12 protein-coding genes are annotated in these 23,308 nt (G+C 55.7%); 3 read left to right on the plus strand and 9 right to left on the minus strand.

Annotated elements, in window-relative coordinates:
• Positions 1-303: 303 nt before the first annotated feature.
• The 3 genes from VFE46_17280 to VFE46_17290 all read left to right on the plus strand — a co-directional run bounded on the left by VFE46_17280 (position 304) and on the right by VFE46_17290 (position 5,492).
• Positions 304-1,983, plus strand: coding sequence for a polymorphic toxin-type HINT domain-containing protein (locus VFE46_17280; GenBank protein HZZ29751.1), 1,680 nt, complete (start codon positions 304-306; stop codon positions 1,981-1,983).
• A 477-nt stretch (positions 1,984-2,460) separates the two neighbouring features.
• Positions 2,461-3,672: a cofactor-independent phosphoglycerate mutase gene (locus VFE46_17285; GenBank protein ID HZZ29752.1), complete on the plus strand. Its 1,212-nt coding sequence runs from the start codon at positions 2,461-2,463 to the stop codon at positions 3,670-3,672.
• 53 nt (positions 3,673-3,725) lie between these two features.
• Positions 3,726-5,492 carry an aspartate kinase gene (locus VFE46_17290; GenBank protein HZZ29753.1) on the plus strand — a complete coding sequence of 589 codons (1,767 nt, stop codon included), beginning with the start codon at positions 3,726-3,728 and terminating at the stop codon, positions 5,490-5,492.
• A gap of 64 nt (positions 5,493-5,556) precedes the next feature.
• Here the strand turns inward: VFE46_17290 and VFE46_17295 are convergent, their stop codons facing one another.
• The 9 genes from VFE46_17295 to VFE46_17335 all read right to left on the minus strand — a co-directional run bounded on the left by VFE46_17295 (position 5,557) and on the right by VFE46_17335 (position 23,230).
• Entirely contained in the window at positions 5,557-5,961 is a 405-nt protein-coding gene (locus tag VFE46_17295; GenBank protein ID HZZ29754.1) for a bifunctional nuclease family protein, read from the minus strand.
• Positions 5,962-6,079: 118 nt separating this feature from the next.
• A complete protein-coding gene (locus VFE46_17300; GenBank protein HZZ29755.1) occupies positions 6,080-9,610 on the minus strand; it encodes a valine--tRNA ligase in 3,531 nt (1,176 codons plus the stop codon).
• Between the two features lie 407 nt (positions 9,611-10,017).
• Entirely contained in the window at positions 10,018-11,664 is a 1,647-nt protein-coding gene (gene cimA / locus VFE46_17305) for a citramalate synthase (protein HZZ29756.1), read from the minus strand.
• 478 nt (positions 11,665-12,142) lie between these two features.
• The gene (locus VFE46_17310; protein HZZ29757.1) at positions 12,143-12,400 is read right to left on the minus strand and encodes a hypothetical protein; all 258 of its coding nucleotides are present in this window, start codon (positions 12,398-12,400) and stop codon (positions 12,143-12,145) included.
• A 17-nt stretch (positions 12,401-12,417) separates the two neighbouring features.
• Complete coding sequence (locus VFE46_17315; protein HZZ29758.1) at positions 12,418-14,466, minus strand: tetratricopeptide repeat protein; 2,049 nt, start codon at positions 14,464-14,466, stop codon at positions 12,418-12,420.
• Between the two features lie 18 nt (positions 14,467-14,484).
• Positions 14,485-16,587, minus strand: a complete 2,103-nt coding sequence (locus VFE46_17320) for a tetratricopeptide repeat protein (GenBank protein HZZ29759.1) — start codon at positions 16,585-16,587, stop codon at positions 14,485-14,487.
• A gap of 216 nt (positions 16,588-16,803) precedes the next feature.
• Positions 16,804-18,834 carry a tetratricopeptide repeat protein gene (locus VFE46_17325; GenBank protein ID HZZ29760.1) on the minus strand — a complete coding sequence of 677 codons (2,031 nt, stop codon included), beginning with the start codon at positions 18,832-18,834 and terminating at the stop codon, positions 16,804-16,806.
• Positions 18,835-19,066: 232 nt separating this feature from the next.
• Positions 19,067-19,927 (minus strand): PEP-CTERM sorting domain-containing protein, encoded by an 861-nt coding sequence (locus tag VFE46_17330; protein HZZ29761.1) that lies wholly within the window; start codon positions 19,925-19,927, stop codon positions 19,067-19,069.
• A gap of 354 nt (positions 19,928-20,281) precedes the next feature.
• Positions 20,282-23,230 (minus strand): DNA translocase FtsK 4TM domain-containing protein, encoded by a 2,949-nt coding sequence (locus VFE46_17335; GenBank protein HZZ29762.1) that lies wholly within the window; start codon positions 23,228-23,230, stop codon positions 20,282-20,284.
• Positions 23,231-23,308 lie beyond the last annotated feature (78 nt).

Genomic DNA, 23,308 nt, shown 5'->3' on the forward strand with positions numbered 1-23,308 from the left:
ACAAATCCCCCTGAGGTTTGGTAGAATTCGGGCGGATAGGGATGATCGTGGGGTACAGAGAATTTCGTGGGTCGATCGAATCTGCCGCATCGTAATGCCGGTTTCCGGCAGGAGGCAACCATGCGGAACTCTTTTGCGAATGGTGCTCGCGAGATCGCACTGGCGTTTCGCGTAGCCGCGTTTCTCCGAAACGCGCCCGCGAGTCTCGGAGAGACTCGCCTACGTGAACAGACTCGCCTACGTGGGCAGCTTGGTAGCGTACTGGCGGCGCTGGCTTTTGGTGCCGTAGTTTTGGGAGCGGCGATGTGCCGTGCAGCAGATGCTCCGGCGGCAGGCAAACAGCCACCAGCGGCGCAGCCGGCGAATGCGAAAATCGATCAGGCCGCAAAGTTGGTGCAGCAGGCGTTAAAAGCCGAAGCGGCCGGCAAGCCGGCGGAACGTGATGCGCTGCTCAAACAAGCCCTGGCAATTGCGCCCGACTATGCGCCGGCACACTGGCAACGGGGCGAAGTGAAATCGAGCACAGGCTGGGTTTCAGTCGACGAAGCCGCCAAGCGCGATGCGCATTCGGCCAAGCTGGACGAATATCGCCAACTGCGCGATCAGGCCGGCGTCACCGTTGATGAGCAACTTAATTTGGCCCGCTGGTGCGAAAAGGCAGGCCTCAAAGAACAGCAGCGGGCACACTTGCTGTTCGCGCTCGATCTGGATCCAGGCAATAAGGAAGCCACTACGAAATTAGGATTGGTGCGTTATCGAGGCCAATTAGTGCCGACGGCGCAGCTCGATGACATCAAAGCTCAAGTAAAACAATCGTTCGCGGAATCAAATCAGTGGAAACAGCAAGCGGCCCAGTGGCTGCAGCAGTGGCGGGAAAAACCACAGACGCGCGACGACATTCTCAAGCAAATTCGCGCCATTCGTGATCCGGCGGCGATTCCTTCTTTGGAAAAAATGCTTTCCAACAGCGGGCTCGAAGTGGGCAAAGCGATTGTCGAATGCTTGGCCGCCATGCCGCAGCAAGCAGCGACGGAATCTTTGTTACGATTCGCCGTGTTTTCGCCCTACGATGAAGTTGCCAAGACAGCGATCTACGCACTCAAGTCGCGATCTCCGTACGGCTACGTTCCGATATTGCTCTTGGCCTTAAAAATGCCAATTCAATACCAATACGACATTCTCAATTTTAGCAGTTATAACTTCGTCCATCAGTTAAAGCTCTACCAAGAAGAGCCTGATCGGAATGATTTACTTGTTACCTATGAAAACAAAACGAGCTTGGTGGGACAAGCCACATCGGGTTTGTCGAGAGAAAGAGCGGTTGGTAACACGATCAACAAAATCGAACATATCAATCAGCACGCGGAAGAATTCAATTCGGTTCTGGCCGACGTGCTGGAGCAAACAACTGGGCAACAACTAGGAAGTGATCCGACTGCCTGGTGGTCTTGGTGGTTAGAAAGCAACGAGTTTTATGAGCCGCCCCAAAAGCCTGATAATATTAGTTCGGTTACCGTTCGCCGGGCAGTATCGTGCTTTCCTGCTGGCACGCCGGTGTGGACGATGAGTGGGCCGATGCAGATTGAAAACATTAAAGTCGGCGAGCTGGTGCTGGCGCAAGATTCGAGAACCAGCGAACTGGCGTACAAGCCGGTGATTGGCACGACGATTCGCCCGCCAAGTGCGCTCATCGAAACGAAATTGGGCGAGACGGTCATTCGCTCGACGCGCGGGCATCCGTTTTGGGTATCTGGCATCGGCTGGCAAATGGCCAAGGAACTAAAAGCGGGCCAATGGTTGCACACGGCGCGAGGCATGATGCAGATTGACAGCGCGGAGCCGAGCGATGAGGCCGTGTGCTTCAACCTGGTCGTGGCCGATTTTCATGATTACTTTGTCAGCGGCGCGAAACTGTTAGTGCACGATAATTTGCTGCGCGGGCCCACGATGGCAACCGTGCCGGGCCTGGCGGACGCGAAGTGAGTTTCCGTTTCGGTCCGTGATTCTATGCCGTTTGCACCACGGCCAGTGGCCTAAAAACTGCCTGCCCTTAGGGCCACCGATGTGCTAATCTGAGCGTACCTAATGTGTGGAGTGGGTTGCCCCGCCCACACAGGGTAGTCGCCCAATTTGAATCAGAATCCGTGGGTGGCCGTGGTCGAGGCTGCCGAGCCCCCGGAATTTCAAGGCGCTGGGGGCTTACTTCGTTCGACTCCAGCTACCCAAAATCAAATTAGGCGACGGCCCCGCACAAACATTTGCATTGGGCGCTATCAACCGCATCAATCGCCGCATCAATAAATGGCCAACAATGAACTCGTTGATGACAAATTTCATCGCCTTTGAACCGGTTTTACCGAGAAATTTCGATTCCGTTGCGATTTTTGTCCCGCGAAAAAAAATCCGGGACAAAATGGTTTATCCGACTTTTGAAATGCCATCCCTAGCCCTGGAACGCCCGTGAAATACGCCATCATTATTCCCGACGGGGCGGCTGATGAGCCGCAAGATTCGCTGGGCGGAAAAACGCCATTGCAGGCGGCCCACACCCCGGCGATGGATGCCGTGGTGCAGGCGGGGATTGTGGCGCGCTCGAATAATGTGCCGCCATCGCTCCCCGCTAGTTCCGACGTGGCCTGCTTAAGTTTGTTGGGCTACAACCCCTTGGAGCATTTCACCGGGCGTGCACCACTTGAGGCCGCGGCGCAAGGAATTGAATTGGGTCCGGAAGACTGGGCCATTCGCTGCAATTTGGTGACGGTTGAAAATCAAATCATGCTGGATTTTACCGCCGGCCATATTTCCACCGACGAAGCAAAGCAATTGCTCGCCACCGCGCAGGAAAAGCTCGGGAATGAACAGCTGCAATTCTATCCCGGGGTAAGTTACCGCAACTTGCTTGTTTTTCGCGGTGCGAAGAAAGCAGCGCCGTTTTCCCAAGATACCCGCGCTACACCGCCGCATGACTTGACGGATAAGACGGTCCTTGATGATTATCCGCGCGGACCGGGAAGCGACTTGCTGAATCACTTGATGTCGGATAGCGTGAATTTGTTTGCCGATCATCCGGTGAATAAAGTTCGCCGTGCCCAAGGCCACCCAGCGGCCACAAACATTTGGTTGTGGGGTTTGGGCCGCACGCCGCGATTGTCTCCCTTTGAAAAAGTGTACGGCGTGCGAGGCACGATGATTACCGCCGTCGATTTGCTGCGCGGATTGGCGGCGCTGATCGGCTGGCAGCGAATCGAAGTGCCCGGCGCAACCGGTTACATTGATACCGATTACGCTGCCAAGGGGCGATACGCGATCGAAGCGTTATCCCGCACCGACGTCATTTGCGTGCATGTGGAAGCGACCGATGAAGCTTCGCACATGGGCAACACGACTGAAAAAATCAAGGCACTGGAGCAGATCGACCAACACATTGTCGCCCCGCTGCATGCGGCGCTCAAAAAGCAAGGCGATTACCGCATTTTGATTTCTCCCGATCATCCCACGCCCATCCGTTTGAAAACCCACAGTCACGGCTTTGTGCCCGTGGCGATGGCCGGCGCCGGCATTCAGCCCGACAGTGCTGCGACCTATGATGAAATAGCGGCCGGCGAATCGAAATTAGCATTCAAAGAAGGCTGGCGATTGATGGGGCATTTCCTCGGCCGACCAGCAAATTAGTGGTTTTTTGACTAACACATTCGTCATTTGCATTCCAATCCAAATTTACATCAATGCGCATTGTAGTTCAAAAATTTGGCGGCACCAGCGTAGCCGATAGCCAGAAAATTCTGGCGGCGGCTAGAAAGGCCATTCGCACGCAACAGCAAGGAAATCAAGTGGTGATGGTCGTTAGCGCGATGGGGCATCAGACCGATCACCTGGTCGACCTAGCCGGTCAGATTACCGATCGACCCAGCGCGCGCGAAATGGACATGCTGCTTTCAACCGGCGAGCAAGTCAGCGTGGCGTTGATGGCCATGGCGATTCAATCGCTCGGCTCGAAAGCTGTTAGCCTGACGGGAGCACAGATCGGAATTCGAACCGATAGCACACACACCAAAGCCCGCATTCATTCCATTTCGACCGATCGCATGCGGCAACTGCTGGATGAGGGAAACATCGTCATTGCGGCCGGCTTCCAGGGAATTGATGAAAACTTCAACATTACTACGCTCGGCCGCGGCGGCAGCGACACCACCGCCGTGGCTTTGGCCGCCGTGCTGCGAGCCGATGCCTGTGAAATTTATACCGACGTGGACGGCGTTTATACCACCGATCCACGGCAGCTTCCCGAAGCACGTCGGTTAAAGCGCATCAGTTACGACGAAATGCTGGAACTGGCCAGCTTGGGCGCGGCGGTCATGCACAGCCGCTCGATTGAGTTCGCCAAGAAATTCAACGTTCCAATTCATGTGCGCAGCAGCTTTAGCGATGTGCCGGGCACGATGATCGTGGCCGAATCGGAATCAACCAAACAGCCTGTCAGCGGCGCCGCCCTAGTCAAGGATGAAGCGCGAGTTACGATGGAAGCGGTGCCTGACCGGCCTGGAATCAGCCATGCGATTTTCTCGCAGTTGGCCCAGCGCCACATTGCCGTCGATATGATCGTGCAAAACGTAAGCGCCGGCGGCAAAGCCGACATTTCATTCACCGTGCCGCGGAACGATTTAGCCCAAACACTGGAGATTGCCAAAGAAGCCGCCGTGGAACTGGGCGGGGCCAACGTGAGTCACGACGACGACGTCGCCAAACTTTCGGTCGTCGGCCTCGGTATGGCGCGACAAACCGGCGTTGCCCAAAAAATGTTCAATGCCCTGGGCGAAGCCGGCATCAATATTGAGACCATCACCACCAGTGAAATTAAAATTAGCGTGCTGATTGCTCGCGAGCAGGCCTTGCCGGCATTACGCGCCGTTCATGCCGCATTTGGTTTGAACAAAGAACCTGCTAATGGCGGCCCTGGCGATTCTGGCGCCCATGCCTTGCTTTCGACCGCACTGGACATCGTCCGTGAATTGCAAGGGATGGAAGATTTGACCATCGACGAAATCACACTCGATGAAAAACAGGCCCGCGTGTCAATCGAAGCCGTTCCAGATCGCCCCGGTACAGCGGCGGCTTTGTTCAAAGAAATCGCCGCAGCGAGCATTTTTGTAGATATGATTGTCCAGAGTTATAGTCGGGCCGGGAAAGCCAACCTCACGTTTACGGTTCCCGAAGCCGATTTGCAGCGGAGTGCGGCCATTGCCCAGAGTGTGGCTTCACAATGCGGTTGCGGGAGCGTGAGCAGTTCCCCCAAGATCGACAAGATTTCCGTGCAAGGAATCGGTATGCGCAGCCATTCCGGAGTGGCGCTGGGTTTGTTTAAATCGCTTTCAGATGCCGGTATCAATCTCGATTTGATGAGCACCAGCGAAGTACGGGTGAATGTGCTGGTTGACGGTGCCGTGGGACAACGTGCGTTAGCTTGCCTTCAAACAACTTTCGGAACGAGATAAAACCGGGTAAGAGCAATTCGTAACGTGTTTGCACGGCGTTACGATGAGGTATGCTTACTATGGATTATTCTCCCAATACATCGTTCAGCACCTCTTCGGCCACGTAAATCGGCAGCGCCGGATCGGCGGTCACCGCTACGGCAATGGCATCGGACGGTCGGGCGTCGATTTCAATCAATTCGCCTTCCTTTCGCACTCGGAGCAACGCGTAATACGTGTGTTCCTTCAATTCGCTAATCACCACGTCCTGCAATTCACCGCCGAGTTGATCGATAATGTTCACTAGCAGATCGTGCGTAAGCGGCCGAGGGGAATGAAATTGCTTTACGCGGCGATCGATACTCGTGGCTTCAAAAATGCCAATGAGAATCGGGAATGTCCGATCGCCATCAACCTCCTTCAGATAAATCACCTGTTGGTCGTTGATTTCGCTGATGATGATCCGCGACAATTCCATCTGCACTGGCATAGCTCAATCCTTTACGAATGATTACGCACCTGGCGGCGAACGACAACGGTCACTCCGTGCGATACCTCCCAATTATAAAATGGCGTGCAGTTGGCAATCCAGTGGCTTGCAGAATCTGCTATTTTTTCTTGGCTTGTAACATGGCCAACGTGGCTTCTGTTGAGACTCTGGTGGCTTTCAGTTCGTCCAGAGCCGTTCGTTCCTTGGCAATCACTGCAGGCGGTGCGCGGCTCACAAATGCTTCGTTGGCAAGTTGCCTTTCCTTCGCCGCAATCATCTGCTCTTGCTTTGCTTTTTCTTTCTGCTGACGAGCAATTTCCGCAGCAACATCAATGTGTTCGGCCAAATCGACAAACACCTCAATTCCGGTGGCCGTGAAATTTGCGGATAATGGCGGTACAGCCACGCTGGAACCAATTTCGGTCAGTACGGCCCCAGCCATGGTTTCAAAATACGCCCGCATGGGCTCAAGTAATTTGCTGGTGGCGATATCGCACTTGGCGGCAAAGTGGATGGTCGTTTTCGGAGCAATTCCCTGCCTGGCGCGCATTTCCCGCAAACCGCCCAGAACTTCCTGAAACCGTGCAAACCGCGCCTCAATTTCTTCGTTCACCAGCGATAAATCCGCTAGCGGCCACGGTGCAATCATCACGCTTTCCGCTGCTGCTTGCGGTTTGGTGAGCCCACGCATGGGCGCTGCTGCATTCAATCGTTGCCAAACGTCCTCGGTAATAAACGGCGTCATGGGGTGCAATAGCCGCAAAATAACATCCAACGTGTGCGCTAAAATCCGTTGGGCCGTGGACCGGGTGCTTTCGTTCTGTAACCGTGACTTGCTCATTTCCAAATAGAAGCTGCAAAACTCGTCCCAAGCGAAATCGTACAGCAGGCGCGCTGCATCAGCAAATTTGTATTGATCCAGCGCCTCGGAAACTTGTGATGTCACGGTCGGAAGCCGGCTCAAAATCCATTGATCTTCAACCGTCAACTTGTCGATGGCGACCGGACCTGCGGCATACCCTTCCAAATTCAACAGCGCAAATCGAGCAGCGTTCCACAACTTATTGCAAAAATTGCGACCCAGCTCGAACCGTTCGCTCACCACGGCGGCGCGGGGCAACGCCGCATCTTCCGCCTTGGCGGCCCACTGCGTCGAAAACGGTTGCTTACAATGCGGGCAATCGATCCGCGGCTGTGTGCGGTTCTTCTGGGTTTGCTCCACTAGCTTTTGGCAGTGTGGGCATTCAAATTCCACCGGCATCCGCACATCTTGCGTTTCCGTGGCCATGTACGCCAGGCCGAACCGCAAAGCATCGGCGCCGAACTTGGTGATGATGTCGATCGGGTCGACGCCGTTCCCCTTGCTTTTGGACATGGTCTCGCCGTAGCCGTCCAAAATTTTGGGGTGAATATACACATCGTGAAACGGAATTTCTCCCACGTTGTACAAGCCGGTCAGCACCATGCGGGCGACCCACAACGTGATGATGTCGCGACTGGTAATGAGCACACTCGTGGGATAGTAATATTTTTGATCGTTCCACTCCGGATTGGCCGGTCCCTGAGGTTGATCTGCCAGCGCCGGCCCCGGCCAACCGAGGGTGCTCATGGGCCAGAGAGCCGAGCTGAACCAGGTGTCGAGAACGTCGGGGTCTTGGACGAAGCCAGCATCTTCGGCAAAACGCTGAACACGATCTTGTTCGAGTGGATCGTCGTGAGAGCGAACACGAGCGTCATTAGCGGAATCTGCGAATTCGCGTCGTTGCTCAATAGTCAACGGCAAATATGGTCGAGGGCAGATATACACGCGGACATCGAAGTCACCTTCCTTATCATAGGTCTCCTGAAGTTGCCTGAATTCGACACTACCAGGCATGTTGACTTCGATGTCATGCCAACGTCGCGTGCCACCCAGTTCTTCTACAGATACAACTGATTCCACAAAGGTTTGCTCAAACAAACAGTAAGTGCGTGGGTCTTCACTGTCAAAGAGTTCGCTAACTTTCATTTCACGGATCCACACCGGCACTCGGTGGCCCCACCAGAGTTGGCGGCCGATGCACCAGTCACGCTTTTCGCCCAGCCAGTCGAGATAACTTTTGGCATAACGGGCGGGGGTGATTTTGATTTTTCCGGCGGCCCCCTCACCCTGCCCTCTCCCCGAGGGAGAGGGTTCAGCAGCGCGACCAACGGTCGCGGTTTTATAGTCAGAAACGGCGTCCATACATTTCTGGGCCAGGCCGGGGGTGCCGTCGGGGTTGTCGCCCATGCGGACGAACCATTGATCGGCCAAGTACGGCTCGATCGGCGTCTTCGAGCGGTCGGAATGGGCCAAGTCAATCTCACGATCTTCCCGATCGGTTTCCGGATTGTGCAAACCAATCGCTATCAAATCAGCAATGACGGCTTCGCGCCCTTTGGTGTGCATTTTCAGGCCGCGATATTTTTCCGGCACGGCGTCGTTGAGCGTCCCTTCGGGCGTCATGATGTTAATGGCGCCAATTTCCTTGTGCCGCTGCCAAACTTGATAGTCGTTTTCATCGTGGGCCGGGGTGATTTTCACGCAGCCGGAGCCGAGTTCTGGCTTGGCCCATTGATCGACGATGAGCGGAATTTCACGGTTCGCCAGCGGCAACATCAACTTGCGGCCGGCCTGAGCCATGTCGCGCAGTTTGAGCAGCCCGGGCAATATCGCCTGGCGGCGATGGCTAAGCGAATCGATTTCCGCTTGGATCGTGGCTTTTTCCTTCGCCGACGCTGCGTCCAGTTTCTCGCGCAATTCACGCTCCACTTTATCCAGTGCCGCCGCCGGATCGGGATGCACGGCCACGGCGGTATCGCCCAGCATGGTTTCGGGGCGCGTGGTAGCGATGGTGACAAACTCGGGCTCCCCCTGGGATTTATCTGCGCCGATCACAGGGTAGCGAATGTGCCAGAAGTGCCCCTTCACGGTGTCATGATACACTTCGTCGTCGGCCACGGCGGTTTGCAGAAACGTGTCCCAATTCACCAACCGTTTGCCGCGGAAAATCAGCCTATCTTTGAACATGTGGAAGAACGTGTGCCGCACGGCCCGGGCGCACATTTCATCCAGCGTGAAGCGTGTCCGCCGCCAATCGCAACTGCAGCCCATTTGCTTGAGCTGGCCGAGAATGCGGGCTTCGTACTGGGTTTTCCACTGCCAAATACGTTTGACCAATTCCTCACGGCCGAGCTTGTGACGGTCCAGTCCTTCTTCTTCGCGCAACCGCTTTTCGACCACGGCCTGCGTGGCAATTCCGGCATGATCGGTGCCGGGCATCCACAGCGTGTTGTAGCCTTGCATTCGCTTCGTGCGGATGACGATGTCTTGCAGCGTGTTGTTTAGGGCGTGGCCCAAATGCAGCGCACCGGTGACATTGGGAGGCGGAATGACAATGGTGAAGGGCTTGCCGTTTGGCTTGACGGCACCCTCGCCCCGGCCCTCTCCCGTCGAGGGAGAGGGAGAAGATGCGGCGGCACCGGCGATACCATCGCCGGCTTTATGAGCAGTCGGCGGGTCGCTGTTGAAGTAACCTCGCGATTCCCAGAAGGCGTACCACCGGTCTTGCGCGGCAGCGTGATCGTACTGCTTGGGAAGGTCGGCAGTGGCTGGGGCGGTGGTGCTCATTGGTCCATCGAGAAGGTGAGTGTCAGTTGTATCCGGATTTTATTTCGTGACAGAACGGCAGTGTTTTGTCGGCAGCACCGTAGCGAGCCGGCAGCAATTCCCGGCACTGCCTGGTGCGGCCCATGACAAAACGATTCGAGTTTCCATCCCAAAGTGTGCATTGTTGATGGTTTTTTCGCGCCGGCCTGGTCCATGTTGCAATGGAGTTGGCAGCGGCCGGTCGGCAAGCCGCTGCGTTGCTGAATAGGTGCTCAAATCCAGCGTCGATACACCATAACAAAAACCGTGGCCCAATTTCTAGTGAAAATCTGGGCCACGATCATGCGATAAGCTGTCGAGCCTTGGCGACACGCGTCAAGCGCTCGGCGGGCGCCTCGCGGCTAAACAAGCTCGGTTGCGGCTAAGCACTACCGCGTTGCACTCGCCACATTCCCGTGTGCCGTGCTGGGTTGCTCATCTTTGCACAATTTGTACTCGATGGCATCGACCAGCGCCTTCCAACTGGCTTCAATAATGTTTTCGCTCACGCCGATGGTGCCCCACATGTCTTTCTCATCGCGGCTTTCAATGGTCACGCGCACGCCGGCGGCGGTGCCCGCTTCGCTATTGATGACGCGAACCTTGTAATCGACAAGGCTCATTTCGCGCAGGTTAGGGAAGGAACCGTTCAGCGCTTTTCGCAGGGCCGCATCCAGGGCATTCACCGGGCCGTCTCCTTCGGCCACTTCATGGCGAATTTTATCGGCCACGCGAAGTTTCACGGTGGCTTCGGTGTGTGGGGGGACGGGCCGATCGGAATTGGGGAATGGGGAATGGGGAATGGAGAGTGCGGCATCGTTGCGCTCCACCGAAACGTGATATTTCAGCGTATCAAAGTGTGGGCGGAAGGTGCCGGCGACTCGGCGGACTAACAAATCGAACGACGCTTCGGCCGCTTCGAATTGATAGCCCTGGTTTTCCAGCGACACTACTTGCGCTAGAATGCGGTCCATCAATTCGCGGTTATCCTGCAAATTGTGCTTGGTGGTCATGGCCACAATGTTCGAGCGGCCCGACAGCTCACTCACCAAAATGCGCCGTTCGTTGCCGACTTGCTCTGGCGCAATGTGCTCGTAGCTGTTGGTCACCCGGGCGACGGCGTGCACGTGCATGCCCCCTTTGTGGGCGAAAGCGCTGTGGCCGACAAATGCCTGGTTGGAACGATAGTTCATATTGGCCAGGTCATACACATAGCGCGAAAGCTCCGTGAGCCGCTGCGCGCCGCCGGGGCACAGCACTTCGTAACCGGTTTTCTTGACGGCCAAATTCGCGCAGACCGAAATCAAATCGGCATTGCCGCAGCGCTCGCCGACGCCGTTGATGGTGCCTTGCACTTGCACCGCTCCGGCGGCCACCGCGGCCAGCGAGTTGGCCACGGCTAAATCGCAATCGTTATGGGTGTGAATGCCCACCGGCACAGGAAGCGCCGCTTGGGCGGCTTTCGTGAACTCAGCAACTTCCTCTGGCATGCTGCCGCCGTTGGTATCGCACAGCACAACCAATTTCGCGCCGGCTTCGGCGGCGGCGCGCACGGTTTGGGCGGCATAATTCGAATCGAGCCTCCAGCCGTCGAAAAAATGCTCGGCATCGTAAATGACTTGCCGGCCACAGTCGCACAAATATTTTATGGTTTCGCCAATCATCGCCAGGTTTTCTTCCAGCGAAACGCGCAGCACTTCGGTTACGTGAAAAGCCGATGTTTTGCCGACAAGGGTGATGGTTTTCGCGCCCGATTCCAGCAGCGCCTTCATGCCTGGGTCTTGCTCCGGCTTGACCCCTTTGCGGCGCGTCATGCCAAAAGCACACACCTGGGCGTGCTGCAGTTTGAGTTGCTGAACGCGCTGGAAAAACTGGGCGTCTTTTTCGTTGGAAAGGGGATAGCCTCCTTCGACAAAATCGAAGCCCAGCTCGTCCAACCGCTGGGTGATCAGCAGCTTATCTTGCAGCGAAAAGTTAACGCCTTCGCCTTGGCTGCCGTCGCGAAGCGTGGTGTCGTAGATTTGGATGCGGGGCATGGTGCGTGAGTGGTGAGTGGTGATCAAATGGGGAATGTGGAATGGGGAATGATGAATGAACAAATTGGGAGTGGGGGATGAGCAAATCGTTTGTTTTGTCATTCCCCATTCCGCATTCGGCATTCCCCATTCAACAAAAAACCCTGCGGCCGGTTGGTCCGACCGCAGGGCTGAAATGTGTTCGCTTATGCGAAGCCCTTACGGCCGCACCTCCCGAATAATAATGCCTACGATCACCGACAGGCTCGACCGCCGGGCAACGAAACTTTCGATGCTTTGTGCGACGTGGATCATCAGGCTCGGAAAACTGTAGGGCCGTTTGGATTGCTCTTTACCAACCATATCTTTGCCACCGGCTTCTGTCAACGGACGGCCGGCGGCGGTCGTGCTTATTGGGTGGCTGGGGTCGAACGAAGTGAGCCCCCAGCGGATTGGATTCCGGGGGCTCGGCGGCCTCGACCCCGGCCACCCATCGCCACTACATTTTTTTGAAATTAGGCGACGAAGCCGGCGGCAGGGCGGTGTTTTGTTCGGGATTTACCGGCAGAAGCGGTGAATCCCGCAATAGACGCTGATAATCTGAAAGCCACTTCTCGAACTTTTTCACAAACGCGCTTTGGCCCAAACGGCGACCATGCTCCAAGGCCAAATCGGCTGCCGCAAGCGCTTGGGTCGTGGTGGCAGCCGCCGGCGCGGGTGATTTCTGTTGGGCAGATTTCTTTTTATGCCGGGGCACGCAACCGTTTCCTATAGTTACTGCGGACTGGACGGGATGGCTTGCGGCAAGGAATTTTTCGGAACGATTTGCTTTGGTTGATCGGGTTGCTCCGACGGAAATTTGGCCAGTATTTTTTCGATTTGATCGGCCACCTCGAATTGCTTTTCGTTGCGTGCCGCCTGCAATGCCTGGCGATATTCCGCTACTGCCTCCGAACGCCGGTTCAGATTTTCCAAGGCCACGGCCAAATTGAAATGGGTGCGCCCCGACGCTGGATTCAGCCGCAACGCATTTTCGAATTGAGTAACCGCATCGCCGGGGCGGCCGGCACGCAGGTAAGCCAGCCCCAGGTTATAGTGGGCATCGGTATATTCCGGGTAGAGCCGAATCGCACGCTGATAATTTTCGATCGCCTGATCCAGTTGGTTCAAGCCCAAGAATGCGTTGGCCAAATTGTAATAAGCCAGGGCGTAATCCGAGTGGAGCTCAATGGCATGCTGAAAATGTTCGATCGCTTCCAGCGGGTGCCCCAGCGCGAGGAGGGCATTGCCCCAATTGGTTTCGGCGGCGGGAAAGTCGGACTTGATTTGCAGCGCGTGCCGATACAGCTCGATGGCTTCTTGGGGACGCCCGGTGGCGAATAAATCGGCGCCTAAATTATTGAGGGCTTCGGGATATTCTGGCTCGATATTGAGCGCTTGCTTGAAATACGAAATGGCATTTTGAGTTTGCCCGAGCTTGTCTTGCTCGACGCCCAGGTTGTTGTAGGCCCAAGAGCAGGCGGGATTTTTTTCCAGCGTGGCCAGATACAACGTGGTGGGATCGCTGTAAATGCGGCTTTGTTGAAAACTGGCGGCGGTGAACAGGGCCACGACTAGGATCGGAAGCGCCAGCATCGCCATCTGGAACGCTCCACGCAGGTGATAAATTGCCAGGCTGAATGCGGCCGCCACCAGGGCGACGACGGCCGGCAGCGCAAAATAAGCATAGTGATCGGCCACGAGCGAAGTCTTCATATAGTACACGTCGGTGAAGCCCATCACCGGCACCAGCGCCACGCAGAAGAACATCCACACGAAAAACAGGGGTCGCCCCCAGCGCGTATTTCGTTGCCACCATAAGACTGCGGTCACCAAGAACGCGGCGCACAGCGGCAGCCACCACACCCAAGCATTGGCCTGAACGTGCCACTGTGGGTAAACAAACATCAGGTCGATGGGCAACAGCGATTTGAACAGGTAGAACCAAACCACCGCGCCGGCGCCGAGCACGCGCTCTGTAGGCGTGACATTGCGAATCACTTCGTGCACGCCGTGTGTCTGGAACCAAATGTTCACGACCGTGAGTACGGCGGCGATGAGAAAAAACGGAACCGTGCGGAGTACATCGGCCCGAGTGATTCGCTTGCGCATCCACCACACCAGCAGCAGGAGCAACAACGGCAAAATGGCGACGGCGCCTTTGCTTAACATCGCCAGCAGAAACGCGGCCAGACTGAGCCAGTACCAGCGGTTGACGCCGGGAAGCCAGGTTCGATTTTCCGGCCGCGGCGCAAGCTCCGCCTGCACGTAAGACAAAATCGACAGCAAATAAAAGAACATCGACAGCGTGTTTTTGCGCTGCGAAATCCAGGCCACCGATTCCACATTCAACGGATGCACGGCAAACAATAATGCCGCTAGAAACGCGCCGGGAAGCGACAGCTTTTTCAGGATCGCCCATAAAAGGAAGGCGGAGGCGATGTGCAACAACAGGTTCGTGATGTGGTAACCGGTGGGGTTCGCGTTCCACAACTGCCACTCCAGCCAGAAGCTGCTATTGGTCATGGGCCAGTAATCGGCCGGCTCGGTCGAAAACCACATTCGCAGAAGGCCGTCGGGAGCGCGGAGCAGCACGTTATTGTCGACCAGCATTTCATCGTCCCAGATGAATTTTCCATGGATGGCCGGCCAATAAGCGAGGAATGAGCTCACGATAATTGCGGCCACGCCCAGCCAAAACCACGCCTGATGCATTTTGGGTGTTTGCGCACCTTCAATTGAATCAGCGCCGACACCGTTGGCTGGGGGAGACAAAAGCATCATCGGAAATTGCGGGGCACGTTAACGTGCGGGAGCCATCACACGGGGCTGCGAAGGTGAGTTCTGGGAAGAGTTATCAGACGACTGCGTTCGCTGCAGCCATTTTTCAATTTGCTCGGCTAATTGTGTTTGGTTGTGCGCACGGGCCAAGGCCAACGCTTTCTGGGCGGCGGCAATGCCTTCGGCGGTTTGGCCAGCGGCGGCGTATGCGGCGGCTAAATTGGCCCAAGCTTCAGTATAGTCGGGCTTGAGTTTTAGTGATTCTTGCAAGCGCTGTACAGCCTCTTGGGGTCGCCTGGCCTTGGCCAGCGCGCTGCCAAAATTGTAATAGGCCGCTGCATCGTCCGGGTTAAGTTGAACGGCCTGGGAAAAATGGTCGAGCGCTTCGTCCAGACGGCCGGCCTCGGCCAAGACAATTCCAATATTGTTATGCGCTTTCGCAGAGTATGGATTCATGTGAATTACCATTTCCGATTGCGCGAGCGCTTCGGGAATTTGCCCCGCCTTGGCCAGCAGCAGCGCCAGATTGCAATTCGCTTTGAAGTTGTTGGGCTCTAAACGCACGGCGCGCTGGACATGCGCGAGGGCCTCTTGAATTTGACCGGCTTTGTACAGCGCCATGCCCAGGCCATCTTCGGCGTCGGGATAATCAGGCTTCATCTGTAACACGCGGTGAAAAAGCTCCAGGGCTTGTTCTAAGTCGCCGCTTTCGGTTAGCGCTACGCCCAGATTATTGCGGGCCAGTGCGTCGGCAGAATTGGGATTGATTTGCGAAGCTTGCTCCAGATGTGCAAGCGCGGCACCCGCTTGGTTGTTTTCCGACAGCGCTACCCCCAAATTATTTTGGACGAGCCAGCAGTCTGGATTTTTCCGTAGAGTATCTTCATAAAGCGGAATGGGGCCAGCATAGAGGCCGCTTTGCTTCCAGGTCAAAATGGCCAGCCCAACGAGAACAAGCCCCGCGCTTATTGCGGCGGCGGATTTGGCCCATCCGATGCGCGTTCGCTGCAAAATACTCCAGCCGGCGGCCACGAGCGCGACCACTCCAATCAGCGCAATGTACTGGTAATGATCGGCAACAAGCGAATATTGCATGTAGCCTACGTCGATGAATCCCATCACCGGCACCAGCGCGATGCAGAAAAAACACCAAAAAAACAGCAGCGGCCGCGCCCAATACGCCTGCCGCGAATTGCGCAGCAACCACAGTGCCGCCGTAACCGCCAAGGCGGAAGTCAGCGGAATCCACCACCGCCAATCCGCGGTGTCGATATTCCACGGCGGGTAAACAAACGTCAGGCCAAAGGGGGCCAGGGCTTTTTCCAGATAAAACCACACGACGGCTGCGGCTCCCAGCAAACGTTCCTCTCCTCCCGCAGAGCGAATTGCCGCGCCGCTGCCATGCCCCTGAAACCAAATGTCGACCAGGCTGAGTACAATTGCCAACAGAAAAAATGGCGCGGTTTGAAACAGATCACGCTTGGTAATTTTTCCGGCGCGCCACCAGGTAATGAGCAACAGCAGCGGCGGTAGGACCGCCACGGACCCTTTGCTAAGCATGGCCAGCAGGAAAGCGATCAAACTCAAAGCGTACCAGCGTTTTTTTCGCGGCCGGTGCGTCGCGGCGGGCAATTCGCCACCTTCGGCCGGCAGAGCCCTTTGAAATTGCAGATAGCAGCCCAGGCTTAGCAGAAAAAACAGCATCGAGAGCACATTTTTTCGCTGGGCAATCCAAGCCACCGATTCCACATTCACCGGATGAAAAGCGAACAACGCGGCCGCCAAAAATGCGCCGGGAATTTGCAGCTTACGCAGAATTGCCCACAGCAACAGCGAATTGAGAATATGCAAAACCACGTTCGTGACGTGATAACCCGTCGGATTCATTCCCCACAGCCGCCACTGGAGCCAAAAGGAAGAGTTGGTGATCGGCCAATAGTCGGGCACTTGCGAGGTAAACCAAATTCGATACAGCCCGTCAGGCGCTTGAACGACGTGATTTTCCGTCACCAGTAAATCGTCGTCCAAAATAAACTGCCCGTGGAGCGCCGGCAGATACGCAATTGCCGCGGCAATAATGACGAGCGTTCCCAGCAGTGTTCGAGCGGTGGTTGACCGAAGCATCCAGCCCCCTCTGGCCTCCGCCGCTACGGCGCTGGCCCGACATGCGGGTTCGACGGCGCCTTGTTCTTCTGCAATGCACGGCTTGTTGGTTTCGATCGTCTGGACATGGCTTCAGAAGCTTGAACACTATCGTGTGGGTTTGGGAAGCGCAGTGGCCGGGCGACACACGGCCCAGCTGCTGGCGGCAATTAAAGGGGAAAAAATTTACAACGATAGTTAAGGAATCCTGCCGGCAGGAGAAAAATTTTGTTTCGCGGCTTGCTGGGCGCGATATTGTTCCAACGCGGCTTCAATTTGCTGGGCGAGCGCGGCCTGACCATGGGCGCGCGCCAAAACGATTGACTTGAGCGCCGTCGAAATGGCATCTTGCGGGCGATTCGCAAGGGCGTAGGCATTTATCAGATTGGTGCAGACATCGAGATCATCTGGATTGCTGTGCAACGCTTGCTCAAAATGTTTAATTGCTTCCTGTGGCCGCCGTGTTTTAAGGAGCACCAAACCCAAGTTGAAGTGGGCGTCATAAAAGTCAGGACTCAATGCCAAGGCTTGTCGGTAGTATTCTCCAGCCTCCTCCAAGTAGCCCAGTTGCAACAGGCAGTTCGCGAGGTTGCTCATGGCCTCTGCATAATCGGGCTTGATTTGCAAGGCTTGCTTGTCTTGATGCATTGCTTCCAGCATGTCTCCTGTTTGGTACAGCGCGGTGCTGAGATTATTGTGAGCTTCAGCAAAGTCCGACTTTAGCCGCACCGCCTCTTGATAGTGCTCAATTGCTTCCGGTAGATGTCCTGTTTGGGCCAAGATGTTCGCGAGGTTGTAGTGGGCTTCGGCGTAGTCGGGTTTGATTTGTAGCGCGTGCTGAAAATGGTCTGTGGCTTCCGCTATTTTTCCTTCACCGGCCAATGCAATGCCAAGGTTCAGGTAAGCCTCTGGATAGTCGGGATTCAGCTGTAAAGCCCTTTGGAAATGGCCGATTGCATCTTGTAGGTGGCCCACCTTAATTAACGGAATGCCCAAATTATAGTGAAGCATCCAGGAATTTGAATTTTCCGCGAGCGCCGCCTCATACAGAGAAATAGGACTGTCATAAAGTCGACTTTGTCGCCAAGTGAGCAGCATCAAACATCCGGTTATCAAGGAGGCCGTGGCCATAGGCGCGAACCGGCCGGTGCTGGAATGTGCATGGTTGAGCCACGTGGTGCAACTGGCGGCGGCCAGTGATGTCACGGCGATGAGCGCGATGTACTGATAATGATCGGCAACAAGCGAAAATCTCGCATAACCGGAATCGGTAAATCCAAGCACTGGCAGCAGCGCGATGCAATAAAACGTCCAAGCGAAGAACAAGGGTCGGCCCAAGCGACTATTGCGTCGCCACCAAAGCAGTGCCGTTACGATTAGAGCAGCAGCGGAAGGCAGCCACCACAGCGGATCGGCCGGCTCAATATTCCAATTCGGATAGACAAACAGCAGATGTGTTGGCAGCAGCGCCTTGAATAAGTAGAACCATATGGCTGCACCGGCCCCTAATAAACGCTGAAGAAACGTGACGTGGCGAACCGCTGCTCCGGAACCGTGAGTAACAAACCAAATGATGATGGGCGTTATCGCAGCAGCCAGAAGAAAAAATGGGGCGCTGCGTAACAGGTCTTGCTTTGTAATTCGACCACGCTGCCACCACACGATCAGCAGCAGCACGAGCGGCAGAATAGCCACAGAGCCTTTGCTGCACATCGCTAGGGCAAACGACAGTAGGCTCAGCCAGTACCAGCGGTTTACGCCAGGCCGGCCCTCTTGATCGGCGGGCTCAGCGGATTGTTCCGATACTAAATACCAAAGCAGGGACAACAGAAACAGCACCAGCGACAGCGTGTTTTTGCGCTGCTCGACCCAGGCTACGCTTTCGACATTGACAGGATGGACGGCAAATAACAACGCCGCAAAAAAAGCGCCGGGAATCGAAAGCTGCCGCAATAGCTGCCAAATTGAAAGGCAAGCAATGATGTGCAGAACCAAATTTGTGATGTGGTAGCCTGTCGGATGCATCCCCCACAGCCGCCACTCTAACCATAAAGTGCTGCTGGTCAGAGGAACATAATCGGGCTGGTTGGTCGAGTACCAGAATTGAAATATTCCGTCGGGAGCTTTAATTAGTGGATTGTCCGTTAGCAGCAGATCATCATCTAGGATGAACCCACCGCTTAACGACGGCCAATACGCCACCAGTGTGGCCGCAACGATGAAGGCCACACCCCACTGTTTTGATCCGACCGTCCGCCAGAAATTCGAGATGTTAAGCCTGACCGGAACAGATTGCGGGCCTGGAGACATCGACATCATACATCAAAGACAAAGAAAAGTTCTCAGCTTTAATTATGTCATGAGTGCTGTGATCATCAAACAGCGTGCATTCTGTGCAAAAATTAACCCTCGGCCAAAGACCGAGGGTTAATTGAGAATCAAATTGATCGATCAATGGCTTTCAACTCCGCTTGCGGCGAGCGACGCCGATCAAGCCAATTACACTAAGGCCGAGGAGCGTTAATGTCGCAGGTTCGGGCACCACATTAGTTGCAATGACGATATTGTCGATCATCGTCAGAACTGGGCCACCGCTTCCTTGACGCAGATACACACCGCCAACGAGCGTGGCATCGTTCGCTGTGCCGGCACCTGAGGCGTAGATTGTGTCGCCACCATTAGGAGTAATCTGAGTATTGCCGGCAGCATATTGATAGAGCTCGGTCGTATCATTTCCGCTGCCAATAAGGGAATCGTACTCTTGGACGATGTGGTAAGTTGTTCCGAATGCAAGCACAGTCGAGCCGAACGAGGCACTGGCGACGTTGGTATTGACTGAAGTGCCAAGAACATAGCCAGCACCGCTGGACTTAGCGAAAACTTTGTTGTTGAAGTTGCTGGCTCCGCCATCACCCATGTTAAAGAAATAATCTCCCGTCGCACTGACGGATGAAAGATTAATGTCGGCAGAGAGGTAAAACATTGACGTGCCTGGAACCGCCGTCACCGTGGAAAATGTGGCGCGATCATCTTCGCCACTGGCAGCCATTGCGACCGAGCCGTTGGTGGCGCTACCGGAGACAATTAGCGGATTTGTAGCCAGCCCGCTTGAGTTCACCCAACTGTCTTGCGCAGTTGACGCCGTGACAAGATTGGTGTCGGTGTAACTCGTCGCTGGCGTGTTAAAATTCGCAGCATGTCCTGCGGTGTCGGAATTGAAGTCAGCGGAGTACAGAATGATGGGGGCGGCGTTGGTCGCGGATACGGCAAAGGCAACGACAATTGCCGAAGCGCAAGAAGCAAACAAGGTAGACTTTCTCATGAGCAGGATTTCCTTAACAAAACGGTGCTGAAAGTATTAAGGGCGATTGAAATTGCAAAACTTAGGATGCCAGCCTCAATCTGTTCACCGTCTTCGTGCAAGTTTTCTTCGCGTTCCGGCGTGAAAACTTGCGTCTGCTCTCTTCTCATTTCACGTGTGTATACAGCCGCATTATTATTGGCGGATGCGGGGTCTGCAAGCATTTGGTGAGAATTTCAAAGAATTTATCGCTTGGGTGGAGTTTCCGCCCTCCATCGGGTGGGGAAAGGCCGGAAATAGACCCGAGCTAATGAGGGGGTATTTCGCCAGAATTCCGCTGAGCGGCCACATGCCGAGGAGCCCGGCGGCAGGCAGCTATGCAGAGAAGCGGCCGCGCTGATCGCCGGGTAGCGATGTTCGCGCAGAACCGGAGTTTGCGCGCGACGTGGAATTTTCAGAAGCGGGCTCGTCCTCCAGCTTGTCGTGGACTTCGTTTTCCAATTCAGCATCCGTATCGCCGTCGAATTCGTCTTCGTCCGCTTCATTGTCGGCGTTGTAGTCCTCGTCTTCAGTATCCTCCACGTCTCCAGTGTCCTCCTCGTCGTCATCCGCATTGCGATGGATCGATTCGTGCTCCGAATGCGAGAGGGGTGAATCATCATCTTCTGGCTCGGGGTCGGGCAGAATGCGATTGCGCTTGAGCTTGGGGAGCGAAGCCACGCTCAACGCTGTAGGAGCCGAAGTCCAAGCCGGAGCAGCCGGCATGGGCGAAGTCACGGTGTTGGAAGTTCCGGTGCTACCGGCCACGGGCTGAGTGCCGCCGCCGGATTCGCCGGGATTGATGATGGCCGACCATTGCTCCAGCGTCATCAACACTTCACGGGCTTGCGAACCGTTGTATTGGCCCACGATGCCATCTTCGGCCATGTAATCAATCAGTCGCGCAGCGCGGCCGTAACCAATCCCCAAGGCGCGTTGCAACAGCGAAACGCTGCCACGCCCCTCGCGAATGACCACGTCGACGGCTTGCTCGTACAGCTCGTCGCGGTTTTTGAATTTTTCGGCGTCATTGCCATCGCCCGCCGCGGCCGGCTTGAGCTGCACCAATTCGGTCACGAATTGCGGCTGCGTGGTGCCGACGCAATCGAGCACTCGGTTGATTTCGTCATCGCTCAAATACGTGCCTTGGCCACGCAACATGGTGCTGGTGCCAGGCAGCAGAAACAGCATATCGCCATTGCCCAACAGTTTTTCCGAGCCCATTTCGTCCAACACCACACGGCTATCCGTGCGGCTGGCGACTTGGAAGCAAATGCGGGCCGGCAAATTCGATTTGATCAGGCCGGTGATGACATCCACAGTTGGTTTTTGCGTGGCCAGCACCAAATGGATGCCAACCGCCCGGCTTTTTTGCGCCAAGCGGATGATGTGCTGCTCCACCTCTTTAGCGGAGGTCATCATCAGGTCGGCGATTTCGTCGGCCACGATGACAATGTACGGCAGATGATGCGGAATGGCGGCGCGTTCTTCGTCGGTTTCGGGCTTCAGGCGATCCATTAATTCTTCATCGCCCAACTGGTTGTATACGCTGATGTGCCGCACGCCGGCCCGGGCCAGCAAAGCGTAGCGTTCTTCCATTTTCTCGACGGCCCAAGCCAAAATCGCCTCGGCCTTGCGCATGTCGGTCACGACCGGGTGCATCAGGTGGGGCAGATTTTTGTACGGGCTGAGCTCGACCATTTTCGGATCGATCATCAGCATGCGCACATCGTTGGGGCTGCGGGTCATCAGCATCGAGACAATGATGGAATTCAAGCACACGCTTTTGCCGGTGCCGGTACGGCCTGCAATGAGCAAGTGCGGCAGTGTGGCTAAATCGACCGCCATGGGGTTGCCGGCCACGTCTTTTCCCAAATACAGCGGAATACGCATTTTTTTGACGCGGCCGTTGGTTTCCTCAATCACCTCCCGCAAGCGCACCAGTTGGCGATCGTTGTTGGGCACTTCGATGCCGACCGTGTTCTTGCCGGGAATGGGGGCCACAATGCGCACGCTGGGAACGCGCAAGGCGATGGCCAAATCGTCGGCCAGGCTGGTGATTTTCGAAAGCCGCAGTCCGGCTTCCAATTCGACTTCGTACTGGGCAATGACGGGGCCGGTTTCGATTTCCACTACTTTCACTTTGAAGCCAAAATTCAGGAACGTTTTTTCCAGCATTTTGGCTTTCAGGCGCACTTCTTTTTCGTGTTCCTCCAGGTGCACGCTGTCGCCGGGAAGCAGCAGATCGAGCGAGGGGAATTCGTAATCGATGACCTCATCGGTGTGATTGGCCGCGGCGTCGAGCTGGTTGAGCACTTCGTCGCGGTCCTCGTTTTTGCCCAGGTTGCGAATTTTTAGCGCGGAAGCTAAGCGAGCACCTAAGCTGGGGGCGGCGGACGCGCCCGGCTGGGATGCTTCTTCGCCTTCCGAATGTTCATCTGCATCGTGATCCTCCTGTTCCTCATTTTTTCCCGAAACGGGTTTGGCGGCACTGCTCGATTTCACTTTTACATCTTCGCTCACCTCCTCTTTTTCTTTGTCTTCATGTTCATCGTCGGCGCTGGCGCTGCCTTCTAGCCGTTTGCCACGAATGACCACGGCTGGCTCGGCTTCAGCGCCGATGCTTACATTGTCCAGGTCCGTTTGCTTTCGCCGGGGCAGGGTAAACGTGCGGCCTAACATTTGGCCGGCGGCAACCAGTGTGAACTTGGCCGGCACACGCAACACCCCTGCCACCAGGCGAAGGAGCAAATAATCGGTACACAACAGCAGCCCACCCAAGAGCAGGCTAATGGTCAGAATGAATGCGCCCGTTACGGCGAAATTAATTTCCAATAGCGCCCGGCCGGCGGCTCCTAAGTAACCGCCCGGCCCAATGACCGGTCCCGGCGAAATGGCCGGCCCTACCAGCGCCAACATTGTGGTACTGCCCAATAGCGCCATCAGCCAGCCGCAGGCGCGGAGCACCAAATCGTTCAGCGGTCGGCGCGAGAGCAGCCAGACATCGATCACTAGCAGCGAGCCCACGAAGAAAAATGCGCCCCAACCTAGAAGTCGATACAGTAGCTCAGCGGCGTAAGCCCCCGATCGCCCACAGGCATTGCCCAGCCGGGCGACCACCGAAGTGGAATGTCCCGCCGGCGGCGCGTTAATGAGCTGGCCCGTGGGAATAGGACTGGAGACGTCGCTGGCATGGTACGTGAGCAAGGCGACGGTCAAAAACAACACGACCGCCAACAGCGCCACGGCTACCACGTCAAGTTTATGACTACGTTTTTCGGGCATAGATGCGTTTGCAAAATCAGGCCGCGGACCGGCGGGTGATGATTTCCAAATTCGGCGGGGAACCGTGTTTGGGATCGC

This window comes from Pirellulales bacterium, assembly GCA_035656635.1.
In the GTDB taxonomy this organism is placed as follows: Bacteria; Planctomycetota; Planctomycetia; order Pirellulales; family JADZDJ01; genus DATJYL01.